This window comes from Mesorhizobium sp. 2RAF21 (assembly GCF_052115345.1).
Lineage (GTDB): Bacteria > Pseudomonadota > Alphaproteobacteria > Rhizobiales > Rhizobiaceae > Mesorhizobium > Mesorhizobium terrae.
Genome location: NZ_JBFRGM010000016.1, coordinates 82,089 through 97,121 on the forward strand (window position 1 = coordinate 82,089; position 15,033 = coordinate 97,121).

Below are 15,033 nucleotides of genomic sequence, written 5' to 3' on the forward strand. Positions count from 1 at the left end.
CCCGGCCTGGTAGCTTCTGACTAGTCGATGGGAACCAAAAACTCAACACAAAACATGCGCCTCGGAGCAAACACATGCAGGGGCCGTTCAGATTATGGTGGACGAAGCTTCGACCTCGCCAATGCCGGGAATGACGACCGAGAACGCAATACTGCCTAGGTCAAACGGCGCGCCGCCCCGATTTCCCGCTGTCGCCGTCGAGCCAATATTCAGTGGATTGATCAGACTTCCCCACCCGGAGACTTGGTTGCGGCTGTTCCCTGCTCTATCGATAGAAAATCGATGCTTTTGGGGGAGCCGAAAGTCCGTATGAATGAAATGCACGGGAAATTCGGCTGGATAGCCGGAGCGCTGAAGCGCTTGGGTCCGTTGGGTGCTCTTCTCATCCTATCCGCCTGCGTCAATTCTCCCGCCGCCCCTGCTATTCCGATATTCGGATCCTACTTTCCCGCCTGGATCATCGCTGCGGTTATCGGCATCATCGCCACTATCGTTATCCGTCTGCTTCTGGTGGCCGCCGGCATTGACGAGCACTTGCCGGTGCCGCTGCTGGTCTATCTCTCGCTTGCCCTGCTTTGCGGCATCGGCGCCTGGTTCGCGCTGTTTGGCGGAGTGCCCCGGTGAGCGCGCTCGACCATGTCCGGCGTGGCGTGGCGTGGATTCTGACGCTCGCCATCATCGCCGGTGCGGCCGTAGCGGTCTATCTCGCTCTGTGGGAAGCGGATCGCAGCCCGCGCACTGACGTTGCCGAGGTCGACGCACCGACGGTGCCGATCGCAGCTTCCGTGCCCGGCAAAGTCATCTCGGTCAGCGTAACCAACAACGCTTCGGTGAAGAAGGGCGACATCCTCTTTCAGCTCGATCCGGAACCCTATCGCCTACGCCTGGAGCAGGCGCGGGCAGAGCAGCGCGCTGCTGAATCGGAAGTGGCGCAAGGCGGTCGCAACCTCGCCACTGAACGCGACAATGCCGGCATCGCCGACAAGCAGATCGAACGGGCGCGCATTAACGCCGAGATGACCAAACAGACGCTGCAGCGGCTCGAACCGCTTCTGCCCAAGCGTTTCGTCACCGCGCAGCAAGTCGACATGGCGCGCACCGCCGCCAACGATGCGCAGGTCAGCCTGCGGCAGGCCCTGCAGCAGGCGCAAGGCGCCACCAAGATCATCGGCACGCTGGATACCCGCAAGGCCCAGGCCGACGTTGCCCGCGCAACGGTCGATCTGGCGCAGCGCGATCTTGACAACACCACGGTGCGCGCGCCCTTCGACGGCAAGATCGTCGGCATGCAATTGTCGGTTGGCAAGGTGGTGATCCCCGCCGAAACCCTGTTCACGCTCATCAACACGGCCGAATGGGAAACGGTCGCGTTCTTCCGCGAGACCGATCTCGGCGCCATCAGGATCGGCAATGCCGCCGACGTCTTCGTGATGGCCGATTCCACCCGCCGCATCAAAGGCACGATCTCGAGCTTAGGCTGGGGCGTGCGTTCGGATGAAGCCGCCACCATTCTCGGCATCCCGATCGTTTCCTCGTCGCTCAACTGGGTGCGCGTGGCCAAGCGCTTCCCGGTCTATGTGAGACTGGAGAACCCACCGGAAGACCTCATGCGCGTCGGCGCTTCCGCCGTGGTGATCGTCGGGCCGGCTCCGGCGAATGGCGACGGTGCAGATGCTGTACCAGCCGCCAAGTAAGACCACCCTGCTTTCGATCCTTTGGGACGAATTGCAGCCCTATCCGGGGCGGCTCGACCTGTCTTTGCGCATCGCACTGGTCTGTGTGCTGGTCACGATGACGGCGATGGCGCTGGAGGTGCCGGAAGCCGCCCTCTCCTGCTATCTCGTCTTCTTCGCCTCGCGCGCTGACGCCGGCTCTGGCATCGTGACCGCGGCCGGCGTGCTGGTCGGCGCTACCCTCGGCATCGCGATCGGCATTCTGAGCCTGATGGTAGTCGCCGACAGTCCGATGCTGCGCTTGGGGCTGGTCGCGCTTTTCACCTTCGGCGGCATGTATCTGGCGCAGGCGTCCAAGGCCGGACCGCCGGTCGGCACGGTCGCCATGGTCTTCGCCTTCGTCATGACCCTCTATGACATCGTGCCGATCGCCGAACTGCTTGTGCGGGCGCTTGCCTGGATGTGGGTCGTGGTGTTCTTCCCGATGGTCTATCTCATCGCGCTCAATGTCGTGGCCGGGCGCAGCCCTGCCAGGCTGTTGCGCCGTGAGATAGAGGAGCGGCTCGAAACGGCCGCAGCGTTGATCGAAAGCGGTAGCGAAGAAACACAACGTCGCGCCGGCAAACTGCTGGCCGCCGGCAATGACGAACTTGCCAAATACCGCGTCTTCGCGCGCATCCTTTCGCTGATGGACAACAAGGAGGCGATGCGGGCCGGCGAACTCGCTGAAGCAAGTTATGCGCTGCTCACCCTCGTGCTCGCGCGGGTCGTCAATGGCGAAGGATTTGGCCAAGACGCCCATGCCGCCGACACCTTGCGGGAACTGGCTGGCGATATTCGCGCCCGCCGCTTGCGCAACACAGTGGCGACAAGATTGCTGCATGCAGGCGATCCGGAAACGGCTCGGCTGATCAACCGGATCGCGCAAATCCAGATGCGGACGTACGAACCGCGGCCGCTGCCGCCGGGGGAAAGCGAGGGCTTCTTCGCGCCGGACGCGTTCACCAACCCGGTCTACACGCAGTTCGCGTTGAAGACCCTGCTGGCGGTGATGATCACCTACATCACCTACACTTCGCTGAACTGGTTCGAGATCCATACCGCCATGATCACCTGTTTCATGGTGGCGCTGGGTTCTACCGGCGAGACGGTCCACAAGCTGACGCTGCGCATCATTGGCTGCCTGATCGGCGGTGCAATGGGTGTCGGCTCAATCGTCTGGCTGGTTCCGCACATGACCGATATCGGCCATCTGGCATTGCTGGTCGGCGGCGCCAGTTTTGTCGCCGCCTGGGTTTCGGTCGGTTCGGAGCGCATCTCCTATATGGGTTGGCAGATCGCGCTGTGCTTCTTCCTGGTCACCCTGCACGGCTTCGGACCGAGCCTCGACATGGATGTGGCGCGCGACCGCATCATCGGCATCATCTTTGGCAATGTCGTCGTCTCATTGGTGTTCTCCACCATCTGGCCGGTCAGTGTCGGCGCTAGTGTGCGCAAGCAATTGGCGAACGGCATCTCGGCGCTCGCCGACCTGATGGCGCGGCAGGGCGAAAAGGTCAGCGCCTATGCCGGCCTCGCAAGCGGCTTGTCGAAAGCGATGCGACAAGCCGAAATGCTGCGTTTCGAACTGAAGCGGGTGCGGCATGGTGAAATCGGAGCCGAGACGGCCGAGCGCATTGCCGACGAAATCGAGACGATGGCGACGCCGATCATTCTGCTCCGCGAACGGGATGAGAATACCGATCCGTTTCATCGCCTGCCGAAACCGGTGCGCGCTGCAACACGGAACTTTGAGGACACGGTCGCCGCGTGGCTGCGTGAACGTTCGGCCGATCTGGGGGCTCGTCGCTGGGATCGCACCTCAGGCTCCGTGCGGGCCGCACTGCGGCGCATCGAAGCCAGGCTGCTGCGCACCGAACGCGGTGCTCCCGGCGGTTTTCCCCGAAAACTTCGCGCTGAACTGGCGGCACGGCTTGCGCTCTATGAAGAGATCGCGCAGGCCGTGGAGCGGGCGGAAGCGAAGGGAAAGCCGGCATGAGCCTGCGATCGCGCACGGCATGTTCGATTGACCGGCCCGCTGATGGCCGGGTTGGTCGGCTGCGCGTGCTTCGCTACGCCCTTATTGGCGCCGCCTTCCTCCTATCCGGCTGCACCGCATCCGCGCTGCACGACCTTGCACCGCCGAGCGCCGACAAACCGTCCTCGAAGGCTCCTGGCAATATCGCCGCCGCTCCGAAGGCGGTCGACGGCAAGCCCGATTTCGGGCTGACACCAAATCCGGCGATCCCGATCACGCTCAACACGCCGACCATCGACCCCAAGCATGCCTATTCGCTGCCCGAACTGATCGACATGGCCCAGATGGCCAATCCGGTCACGCGGGCGGCCTGGCAGCGGGCACGGCAGGCGGCGATCGCGGTTGGTGCGACGGAGGCGACCTACCTGCCGATTATCACGGCTGATGTCGTAGCTGGGTTCGAACAGACTTCGGCGACCGCGCCCGGCCTCAATCTCATTCCCATTCCGATACCGGCCGGCACCTTGACCACCACCGGCACGCAGGTGGTCCCTTCCCTCACGGTCAAGTGGTTGCTGTTCGACTTCGGCCAGCGGGAAGCGATGCGGGATGCCGCCAATCATCTTTCCTATGGCGCCAACGTCACTTTCAACGGCACGCATCAGAAGCTGATCTTCGATGTATCGAATGCCTTCTTCATCCTGACCGCGGCCCGCGTGCAACTGAAGATCGCCCAGGGCACGCTGGCCAACTCCAGACTGGTTCTTGAAGCCGCCGAGGCCCGTATGGGGCGTGGGCTCGCCACCACCATGGAGGCGGCCACCGCCAAACAACAGGTGGCGCAAGCGCGCTTCAACCTCACCCAGTCGCAGGGGCACGAGCGCAGTTCCTACATGGGATTGCTGGAAGCGATCGGCATTACGCCCACGACCGAGATTAATATCCAGGACATTTCCAGCCGCGTGCTGCCGAAGGCCGTCCCGGCCGATCTCGACCGGCTGATCGCCACCTCGCTGCAACGCCGACCGGATGTGCAGGCTGCCTTTGCGAAGCTGCAAGCTGATCGCAGTGGCATTGCCGCTGCCCGCGCCGAGTTCATGCCCAAGATCGCGATCGCCGGCAACATCAACCGCAACATTGGAACGCTCTCGACCGAGGATTCGCGGTTCGACCTGCGCACCAGGCTGAACGTGAACCAGCCCAACGCCAATCTCGTTGTCGGGATCACCATGCCGATCTTCGACGGCGGCCTGCGCGACGCGCGCCTGCAAGGCGCGGTTGCCCAGGCGGCCGCTTCCGAACAGGAAATGGCGCAGTTGCAGAACACGGCGGCGCGCGAGATCGTCACTGCATACGATATGCTGCGAACGTCTCTCGCCGGCTACGGCGCGGCGAGTGAGCTGACCAGTTCGGCACAGACCGCCTATAACGCCGCGCTCGACTACTACAAGCAGGGCCTCGGCACGATCACCGACGTCTCCATCGCGCAGACCGCCCTCCTCCAGGCGAAATTCGCCAAGGCCACCGCCTATTCGGACTCGCTGGTCGCTGCCGCAACGCTCGCCTTTGCCACCGGCACGCTCACCAATCGCAATGGCCCCGGCCGCTTCTGATCGTTTGCCGACTTCCTCCCGGAAGACCCGGCAACAACCGTCCCGGGATTTCCGCTGGGATAAGTATGTTCTTTTCCGCGACGCAAAACTTAGTGGCAGATCGTCATCTTTCGCCAGAAAACCGTGCAGTTCTTGCTCAGGCGTGGCGTCCGCGCAGCATAAAAATATCGAACGTCGCCAGCATCATTCGGCGCGCCCATTATGCTGTCCGTACAATTCGTTAAGCATCTTTCATGAGGTAAAAATAACTGGACGAGTGTTCAGAAAATCGTCTGGACAATCCAGTCCCGTTATGCAGGAATACTTATATTAGCAGGTTGGCGGGGGCTGAACTTGCTCTCAATTGCGAGGGCAGACTGAGGGGATGGCCATGTTCGTTCGCCGTTCTGGCGACGCCCTTCTCGATATTGTTCGGCATTCACCGTGCCGACATCTCCTGCTCATAGGGTCGGGCCAGCCGGTCGCTCTGACCGGCAAGAATGCCGGCTATCTTCGTGCCAGGTCGGCATCACTCGAACTCGTCCAGAACTGGCCTGCAGCTGCAAGCCTGTGCGGACTACACGTCGAAACCACCATGCGAGGAAATTCACCGTGAAACACAAATCGCCCTTCGACATCTTCTTCGATCAATTCAACGAGGATATTTCGGAAGATGAATTTCCGAGAAACAGCATGTCGGCTTTCGCTGCCAAGTCGGTGGTGAACAGCGAGGCATGGACCGACTCGCAGCCGGTGATGAACCTGTCGTCCTTCGTGACGACATTCACCGAGCCGGAAGCGCTCGAAATCCTGCACAGCCATTTCCTGAAGAACTACATCGATCACGACATGTACCCGCAGCTCTTCGCCATGGAGGGCCGTATGGTGCGTTGGTTGCACCAGCTGTGGAACGGCCCCAAGGGCGTCGAGCCTTACGGCACCGCCACGGTCGGCTCCTCGGAAGCCTGCATGTTGGCCGGCCTCGCTCACAAGTGGAACTGGCGCAAGGCGCGCGAAGCTGCCGGCAAGGACAGTTCGAAACCCAACATGGTCACCGGCGGTAACGTCCAGATCGTGTGGAAGAAGTTCCTGCGTTATTTCGATGTCGAGCCGCGCATCGCGCCGCTGAAGCCAGGCAACTACCGGCTGACCACCGAACATCTCGACAAGCTCGTGGACGAAAACACCATCGCCGTGGTCGCCATCGCCGGCCAGACCTTCACCGGCGAAGACGACGACATCCAGGAAATCCATGACTGGCTCGACGCCTATGAGAAGCGCACCGGCATCTCGATCCCGATGCACATCGACGGCGCTTCCGGCGGCTTCGTCAACCCGTTCCTCTACCCCGATTACAAATGGGATTTCCGCCTGCCGCGCGTGCTGTCGATCAATGCGTCGGGCCACAAGTTCGGCCTGGTCCCGCCGGGGCTCGGCTGGGTGATCTTCCGCGAGCGCTCGATCTTCAACGAGGATCTCGTCTTCTACGTCAACTATCTCGGCGGCGAGATGCCGACCGCGACGCTGAATTTCAGCCGCAATGCCGCGCAGATCGCCTACCAGTATTACGCGTTCCTGCGCCTTGGTTTCGAAGGCTACAAGGAGATCATGACGCGTACGCTGGAAAACGCGGAGCATCTGCGCGAACTGCTCGTCGAGAGCGGCTATTTCGAGATCATGAACAAGACACAGCGCATCCCCGTCGTGGCGCTGACGCTTAAGCCGGAATTCAAGAATTTCAACGAGTTCGATGTTTCGGCCAAGGTACGCGAGCGCGGCTGGGTCCTGTCGGCCTACACGATGCCGCCGGACGCCCAGACGGTGAACAGCCTGCGCGTGGTGGTGCGCCCGCATCTCAACCACAATGTCATCAACGGCCTGGCCAAGGACATCATCAACGCTTGCGACTGGCTGAAGCAGCATGGCGGCAACGCCACGCCGCCCAAGCTGCACGACCCGCACAAGGTGACGCCGAGCAAGTGCTGATCATCTGAGAATCCAGCTAAACGCAAGGGGCCGGCGCCCCGGAGCGAAAGGACATCTCCATGGCTGCTTTTATGAGTTTCCTGGGCGCCAACCCTTACATCCTCTTGTTTCTCGTGGTCGGCCTGTCGATCTGGGTCGGCTCGTGGCAGATCAAGGGGTATGGTCTCGGCTCGGTCGCCGCGTCGATCATCGTCGGCTGCGCGGTCGCGGTGCTGGGGTCCTACTATGGCACCCGCTTCCAGCTCGACGATTTCACCAAGCTGCTCTTCTACTACCTGTTCATGTATGGCGTCGGCCTGCGTGTCGGCCCCTCCTTCATCAACGGGCTGAAGGGCGACGGGCTGAAGTTCGCCTTCCTTGCGGTGCTCTGCTCGTTCTTGGGGTTGTTTATCGTGGTAGCCGGCGTGAAGCTGCTCAACCTGCCGATCGGCACGGCCGGCGGCATCCTGGCCGGCGCCATGACCATGTCGGCCGCCCTCGGTTCCGCCGACCAGGCGATAACCTCGGGCGTCGTGCCGCTGCCCGGCGGCACCACGCATGACCAGGTTTCGGCGATGATCGCCTTGTCCTACGGCATCACCTACATCTGGGGCACGGTCGGCATCATCCTGATCACCAAATATCTGCCGCAATGGTGGGGCGTCGACGCCAAGGCAGCCGCGACGCAATATGAGGCGGAGCACGGTGTGCCGAATGTTGACGATGCCGGCCTGTCTGGTTACCAGCCGTTCGGTTTCCGTGCCTACCGGCTGGACAGCGACAAGGTGGCGGGCAAGACCATTGCCGAGTTCCGCAAGTCCTATCCGGAATACCAGATCGAGAATGTCGAGCGTGGCAAACAGTTGCTCGGCGCCGATGCCGATCTCAAGCTTCAGCGCGGCGACATCCTTGCGCTTGGCGGCAACCTGAACGCGCTGACCGATCACATGGGCATCATCGGCCCCGAAGTTCCGGACGCCCGCGTGCTCAACATCCCGCTTGATCAGGCCGAGATCGTCGTCATGAACAAGGACGCTATCGGAAAGGCGCTCAAGGAATACCGCTCCTCGCCGATCGCCGGCCAGGTGCAGCTCACCCGCATCGAGCGCGGCGGCGTGCCGATCCCGATCGGTCTGGAAACCAAGCTGGAACGTTTCGACGTGTTGTTCTTCACGGGCTTGAAGAGCGCCGTCGATGCCGCCGGCAAGCTGGTCGGCAAGGTCGCACGCCATAACACGGCTACCGATCTGCTCACGCTGTCCTTCGGCATGATCCTCGGCCTGCTCATCGGCCTGATCGAGGTGCCGGCTTTCGGTTCCGCCGTCGGCCTCGGCAATGCCGGCGGCCTGCTGGTGTCCGGCATCCTGGTGTCCTCGGTGGTGTCGAGGCTGCGTTTCTTCGGCAACACGCCGAATGCCGCGCGCAACATTCTGGAAGACATGGGCCTGATCGTTTTCGTCTGCATCGTCGGCATCAATGCCGGCGCCGATCTGCTGACCCAGCTCACTGGCACCATTGCCGTGAAGATATTCATCGTCGGTTTCTTGACCTGCTCGATCCCCCCCTTCGTGGTGTGGGCGATCGGCTATCACGTGTTCAAGATGAACCCAGCGCTTCTGATGGGCGGGGTCGCCGGTGCGCGCAGCCATTCCGGCCCAGCACGCGAGGCGGCGAAGCTGCTCGGCTCCAACGTGCCGTGGATCGGTTTTCCGGTCGGTTATGCGGTGTCGGGCGTGTTGCTCACCGTCTTCGGCTACTTCGCGATGCTGCTCGCACACTGACGCTACATCGGGTTTGACGCCGGTCCGGGCCATGCACGGCTCCCGGCCCGGCGCACCGCGATGTCGAGATGGTTTTGGGGATTGGAAAACCGCCGATGCTTGACCTTTTGAAGCCCATCATCGGCACGCCCGAAGCCATGCTGTTCCTCACCGTGGCGCTCGGCGTGCTGCTCGGGCGCCAGAAACTTGCCGGCTTCTCCTTCGGCAACGCCGCCGGAACGCTTATTGCCGGAACTTTCCTCGGCGCGGTGTTTGGCGGGGCGGTGCCGGATCTGTCACCAACACTCAAGTCCGTCGCCTTCCTGCTTTTTGTCTTCGCGGTGGGTTTCCAGAGTGGCCCGCAATTCTTCGCCTCGCTCGGACGCTCGACATTGCCGCAGGCCCTGATCGCCGTTGTCGTCGCTGTGGTTGGCCTCTTCACCACCGCGCTTGTGGCCAGACTGTTCGGCCTCGACCAGGGCATCGCCATCGGCGTTGCCGCCGGTGGCCTTACCCAGACTGCGATGCTCGGCACCGCCTACGGTGCTCTGAACGAACTCGGCCTGTCGGCGGACGCGTTGCGCAAGGTGCAAGGCGATGCCGCGGTTGCCTTCGCGCTTACCTATGTTTTCGGCACCATCGGCGTGGTGCTGTTCTGCTCGCAAGTCGGCCCACGCCTCATCGGCGTCAATCTGAAGGATGCAGCGCAGAAACTGGAAGCGGAGCAGGCCAAAGCCCTGACCACCGGCGGCGAACTGCTCGACTTCCGTTCGCTAGTGGCACGTGTCTTCCGTGTCGATGCCGCCGACGGCAAAACAGTCGGCGAACTGGAACGGAAGTTCGGTCCACAGGCAGCGGTACAGCGTGTACGCCGCAACCGCGCGGATCTAATGGTCACGCCGGACCTACTCCTGCAGCGAGGCGATCTCGTCTCTGTCCAAGGCTACCGACCGGCCATCGTCAAGGTCGCCGGCCAGATCGGCAAGGAAGTTGCCGCAGAGGAACTCGTCAACGATCTTCTGGGCGACGGCGCGGAGGTGATCGTTCATCCATCCTTCGCAGGGCTTAGCCTGCACGATGCCGTGGCAAAGCTGGGCGCCGTTGGCCATGGCTTGTTCCTGCGTCGCATCCGCCGCCAATCACACGACATCCCCGTCACGGCGCAAACCATATTGTTGCCGGGCGATACGCTGTCGCTCGCCGGCCCGGCCGACCGGCTTGCCGCCGCGCTGCCGCAAATCGGCACCGTGGCAAACAACAACAACCGTTCAGATGTCGCCTTCCTTGCCGCCGGCCTGCTTGTCGGCGTGCTGATCGGCTTGCTGACGCTGACCGTTGCTGGCTTGCCGATCACGCTTTCCGCCGGTGGCGGTGCGCTCGTCGCGGGCCTGATCTTCGGCTGGTGGCATGCACGCCGGCCCGAGCGCTCCAACGTGCCGGTGGCGGCAACCCAGATCATGTGGGATTTCGGCCTTGCCTCCTTCTGCGCCCTCGTTGGCTTGACGGCCGGGCCGCAAGCCATTTCCGCGATGGGATCGCACGGCGTCACTCTGCTGCTTGCCGGTGTCATCGTCACGCTGGTGCCACAGATCGTCGGCCTGTTCGTTGGTCACTTCGTCCTGAAGATAAACCCGGTGCTGCTGATGGGCGCGCTGGCCGGTGCACAGACGCAGGATGCGGCCATGCTTGCCGCCAGCGATGTCGCGGAAAGCCCAGCGCCCGCGCTCGGCTTCACCGTGCCTTACGCGATCGGCAACATCCTGCTCACCATCCTTGGTCCTGCCGTGGTTGCCTTGACTTGATTAGCACTGACGTTTGCCCTGAGCGGCTCGACAAAAGTGGAAACGCGCACTGTTAGCTCTTGGTTCGGACCGGCGGTTTCAGTGGTCTTGAGGCGAAACTGTTGGATTGGCTGCGGACCGGCAGCTAGAGGAATGGCCGTGCTACGATTTTCCAGCATTTCCGCACACATCCGCGCACTGGCAGTCGCCAGCCTGGCACTGGCGGGCGGTTGTGCCGGAAATCAGCATGATCTGCTTCCTGCCACCGAGACGGCGGCCCCCGCCTCGTCGATCGCACGCGACCACCACATCTACATCGCCACCACGCGCGCCAAAGCGAAAGACCCACGCGAAGTCTATTCAGGCCAGCGATCGCGAAAGGCCGCCTATGCGATGGTCGATGTCAGCGTGCCCGCGATCCACAAACCAGGCCGTATCGAACGCCCGCCCGGCAATGTCGCGGACCCAGCCAAATATTTCACCGCGAAGGAAATTTCCGGCTATCGCGACGACGAGGCTTTTTCCAGGGCGCTCAGTGCCGACATCAAGGCGCATGGAGGTCATGCCCTGGTGTTCATCCACGGTTACAACACCCATTTTGACGACGCGGTCTACCGCATCACCCAGATCGCCCAGGACTCCGGCTACACCGGCGCTCCGGTGCTGTTTACCTGGGCGTCGGCAGGAAAGACCGTGGACTATGTCTACGACACCAACAGCGCCACCGTCGCCCGCGACGCGCTGGAGGAAACGCTCCGCCTCGTCGCCAAATCCGGCGCCAAGCGCATCGACATCGTCGCTCATTCGCTCGGCAATTGGGTGACCATGGAGGCATTGCGCCAGCTCGCCATCACCAAGGACAAGGACCTTAGCGGCAAGCTCGGCGATGTTGTGCTCGCTTCACCCGATCTCGACGTCGATGTCTTCAAGAGCCAGATGGAGCGCTATGGCAAACCAAAGCATCCCTTCATCGTGCTCGCCTCGAAGGACGATCGGGCTCTGGATATTTCGAGCTGGATCGCCGGCGACAAGCCAAGGCTGGGCGACTACCTCAACGCCAAGGACATTGTCAGCTACGGCGTGATCGTCGTCGACCTCTCCAAGGTCAAGCCGGGCGATGAGCTGGGTCACACCACTTTTGCCGACAATGCAAATGTTATCAAACTCTTGGGACAAGGGTTGAACGAAGAAGATGCACGCGCGCTTGGGAGAAATGCCGACGTGACCAGCCGCGTCAACCGCTTCGCGCAAGGGATCGGGCAGTCGCTGTCGTCAGCCGCGGACATCGTTATCACAACCCCGCTCGAAGTGCTGACCCTGGGCGCTGGCGGACGCTAACAGCCCGGCTTGCAGATCATACAGGTCACCGATCCACCATCACGCCTTCGTGACCGAACAACGCAGGGACCGATGGAATAAACGGCCGCCTCCACGGGTCTCCCCAGTATGCGCCACACACGGCGCGATGGGAGATCCACATGAGCCACCATCACGACAATGACGAGCATGGCATAAGCCGGCGCCACGCACTCGAATGCATGATCTGGGCGGGTACAGGCGTGTTATGGACGATTTCAGGCGGCGTTCCCAAATCGCTCAATCTGCTCGGCCAGGCCGAGGCAGCCGAGGCGCTTTCGTCCGGATTCACCTTCCTGCAGATATCGGACAGCCATATCGGCTTCGACAAGGCCGCCAACCCGCACGCCATCGACACGCTGAAAGAGGCGATGGCGAAGATCGCGACGTTGCAGGTGAAGCCAGCCTTCCTGATCCACACCGGTGACATCACGCATCTTTCCAAGCCGGCACAGTTCGACAACGCCGCCCAGATTATCGGTGGCGCGGGCTTTGACGTGCATTACGTGCCCGGCGAGCACGACCTCGTCGATGACGCCAACGGGCAAGCCTATCTCGACCGTTACGGCAAGGGTACCAAGGGCGCCGGCTGGTATTCTTTCGACCAGAACGGCGTGCACTTCGTCGGTCTCGTCAACGTCGTCAATCTGAAGGCAGGAGGACTTGGCAATCTTGGCGCCGAGCAGCTCACCTGGCTGGCCGATGATTTACGCGCATTGAGCAGTTCCACGCCGATCGTGGTCTTCGCCCACATTCCGCTCTGGGCCATCTATCCCGAATGGGGATGGGGCACCGACGACGCGGCCCAAGCGCTGGCACTGCTCAAGCGCTTCGGCTCGGTCACCGTCCTCAACGGCCACATCCACCAGATCATGCAGAAGGTGGAAGGCAATGTGACATTCCATACCGCGCGTTCGACCGCCTTCCCCCAGCCTGCGCCCGGCACCGCCCCCGCGCCCGGACCGATGACGGTCGACGCTGGCAAATTGCGCGGCCTGCTCGGTACCAGCGGCGTTTCGGTGAAGCAGGGTTCCAACGAACTCGCCATCATCGACACCACCCTCGCAGATGTCTGAATTCCAATGGAAAGGAACACACCTTATGCTCCGTTTTCGTCCCCCTGCCCCGCAACTGGCAGCGATCTTCTTCGGCCTCAGCCTGTCCGTTGCGGTGAATGCACCGCTGCATGCCGCGGATGCGCCCGCAATCAAGATCGAGAACTTCGCCTTCACCCCACAGACCCTGACCGTGAAGGCGGGGACAACGGTCACCTTTCGTAACGATGACGACATTCCGCACCAGATCGTGGCAACGGACGGCGGTTTCCGATCCAAGGCGCTTGACACCAGCGACACCTATACCTTCACCTTTTCCAAGGCTGGCGACTTCGCCTATTATTGCGGACTGCACCCCCACATGCAGGGCAAGGTCGTCGTCACGCCCTGAATGCGGTTCTGGACACTGCTACGGAGTGCCGGATGATGCTGTGGAGTTGAGCGGCAAGGCTCCTGCCGGACGGTTTGGCGAGGTGGTTCTGCCCCATCTCGGCGATGCCTTGTCGCTGGCTCGCTGGCTCACCGGCAACGCAACCGACGCGGAAGATGTCGTCCAGGAGGCCTGTCTCAAGGCCCATGCCGGTATTGGCACCTATGCCGGCGGCAACGCCCGGGCCTGGTTGCTGACGATCGTACGCAACACCTCCTATTCGTGGCTTGCACGCAATCGTCCGCGCAATGTCGTCGTGGTCGGCGACATGACCGACCTTGATGAATTGGCGACGGGGTACGGCAACGACGCTCCGTTCGCCAATGGTCCGGAGGCAGCGCTCATCGCCAAGAGCGACCACGCGGCCTTAGAGGCTGCCATCGCGGCACTCCCACATCCGTTTCGCGAGGTGATCGTGTTGCGCGATGTCAACGATCTGGCCTATCGCGAGATCGCGGCGGTGCTTGATCTGCCGCTGGGCACCGTCATGTCGCGCCTCGCGCGGGCACGTGCCGCGCTGATCTCGAAGCTCGGGGGCAAGTCATGATTGACAAGGACGGATTGCCCAGAGATTCTCGGGATTTGCACCTGCTCCTTCACGCGCTTGTCGATGGCGAACTCGACGCAGCGAAGGCCATGACGCTCGAGCGGCGGCTCGCCGAAGACCCAACGCTTGCTGCGGAACATCAGCGCATCGTCGCCCTGCGGCGGGCAGTTCTCGCATTGCCTCGAACGGAAGCCGATCCCGCTTTTGCCGCGCGCATGGCGGCGTTGGCGCAGGAAGGCGAAAAGGCACCCTCGCCAGCCAACAACAACATCTCATGGAAAGCTCGGTGGGACGATTGGCGCGCCCTTGCCGCGTCGGTCGTTGTCACCGCCGGGCTGGCGAGCGGAGCAACCTACTGGATGATGGCGCCCGGCATGCAGGAGGATTTTGCCACGGCGATCGCCAATGACCATCGCCGCAGCCTGCTGGCAGCCGCGCCAGTGGATGTCGTCTCTTCGGATCGCCATACGGTGAAACCGTGGCTGGATGCCAGGATCGGTGTGTCTCCTCCTGCGCCGGATCTGACCAAGGACGGTTTCTCGCTCGTCGGCGGGCGCGTCGAAGTCGTCGGCAATCGGCCGGTGCCTGCACTCGTCTACCGCTATCGCGAACACCTGATCACGCTGGTTGCAATCCCCCGTGAAGGAACCGCCACGCCGATGCCCTCCAAGCCGACAGGTGGAGGCTTCTCAATGCTGCGATGGGACGACGGGGCCTTCTCCTACTGGGCCGTTTCGGATGCGGAACCGAGCGTAATGGAGGATTTCGCGTTCCGTTTCCGCGCCGCCATTGGTCCCTGAGCACTGGTCCCGACAAGCCAACCTTGCGAACTGTTAATTCGACACGCCGGGGCCTTC

General features: G+C 62.3%; 12 protein-coding genes. All 12 read left to right on the plus strand.

What is annotated here, in order from left to right:
- Nucleotides 1-243: 243 nt before the first annotated feature.
- Nucleotides 244-624, plus strand: coding sequence for a YtcA family lipoprotein (locus tag AB4136_RS24495; protein ID WP_287499020.1), 381 nt, complete (start codon nucleotides 244-246; stop codon nucleotides 622-624).
- Nucleotides 621-1,694 carry a multidrug transporter subunit MdtN gene (gene mdtN, locus AB4136_RS24500; protein WP_024924024.1) on the plus strand — a complete coding sequence of 358 codons (1,074 nt, stop codon included), beginning with the start codon at nucleotides 621-623 and terminating at the stop codon, nucleotides 1,692-1,694. Before AB4136_RS24495 ends, mdtN begins: the two co-directional genes overlap by 4 nt.
- Nucleotides 1,657-3,711, plus strand: a complete 2,055-nt coding sequence (locus AB4136_RS24505) for an FUSC family protein (protein ID WP_051512150.1) — start codon at nucleotides 1,657-1,659, stop codon at nucleotides 3,709-3,711. The genes mdtN and AB4136_RS24505 overlap by 38 nt, the downstream gene beginning before the upstream one ends.
- Nucleotides 3,708-5,303, plus strand: a complete 1,596-nt coding sequence (locus AB4136_RS24510; RefSeq protein WP_137901224.1) for a TolC family protein — start codon at nucleotides 3,708-3,710, stop codon at nucleotides 5,301-5,303. The genes AB4136_RS24505 and AB4136_RS24510 overlap by 4 nt, the downstream gene beginning before the upstream one ends.
- A gap of 591 nt (nucleotides 5,304-5,894) precedes the next feature.
- Nucleotides 5,895-7,268: a glutamate decarboxylase gene (locus AB4136_RS24515; protein ID WP_024924027.1), complete on the plus strand. Its 1,374-nt coding sequence runs from the start codon at nucleotides 5,895-5,897 to the stop codon at nucleotides 7,266-7,268.
- Between the two features lie 59 nt (nucleotides 7,269-7,327).
- Nucleotides 7,328-9,028 (plus strand): aspartate:alanine exchanger family transporter, encoded by a 1,701-nt coding sequence (locus tag AB4136_RS24520; protein ID WP_024924028.1) that lies wholly within the window; start codon nucleotides 7,328-7,330, stop codon nucleotides 9,026-9,028.
- A 95-nt stretch (nucleotides 9,029-9,123) separates the two neighbouring features.
- Complete coding sequence (gene aspT / locus AB4136_RS24525; protein WP_024924029.1) at nucleotides 9,124-10,809, plus strand: aspartate-alanine antiporter; 1,686 nt, start codon at nucleotides 9,124-9,126, stop codon at nucleotides 10,807-10,809.
- Nucleotides 10,810-10,941: 132 nt separating this feature from the next.
- Nucleotides 10,942-12,126 (plus strand): alpha/beta hydrolase, encoded by a 1,185-nt coding sequence (locus AB4136_RS24530; protein ID WP_051504898.1) that lies wholly within the window; start codon nucleotides 10,942-10,944, stop codon nucleotides 12,124-12,126.
- A 140-nt stretch (nucleotides 12,127-12,266) separates the two neighbouring features.
- Nucleotides 12,267-13,220: a metallophosphoesterase family protein gene (locus tag AB4136_RS24535; RefSeq protein ID WP_024924031.1), complete on the plus strand. Its 954-nt coding sequence runs from the start codon at nucleotides 12,267-12,269 to the stop codon at nucleotides 13,218-13,220.
- 25 nt (nucleotides 13,221-13,245) lie between these two features.
- Nucleotides 13,246-13,590 (plus strand): cupredoxin domain-containing protein, encoded by a 345-nt coding sequence (locus AB4136_RS24540; protein WP_024924032.1) that lies wholly within the window; start codon nucleotides 13,246-13,248, stop codon nucleotides 13,588-13,590.
- Nucleotides 13,591-13,615: 25 nt separating this feature from the next.
- Nucleotides 13,616-14,176: a sigma-70 family RNA polymerase sigma factor gene (locus AB4136_RS24545; protein WP_373426363.1), complete on the plus strand. Its 561-nt coding sequence runs from the start codon at nucleotides 13,616-13,618 to the stop codon at nucleotides 14,174-14,176.
- Between the two features lie 35 nt (nucleotides 14,177-14,211).
- A complete protein-coding gene (locus tag AB4136_RS24550; protein ID WP_244431306.1) occupies nucleotides 14,212-14,976 on the plus strand; it encodes an anti-sigma factor family protein in 765 nt (254 codons plus the stop codon).
- The last annotated feature ends 57 nt before the right edge of the window (nucleotides 14,977-15,033 follow it).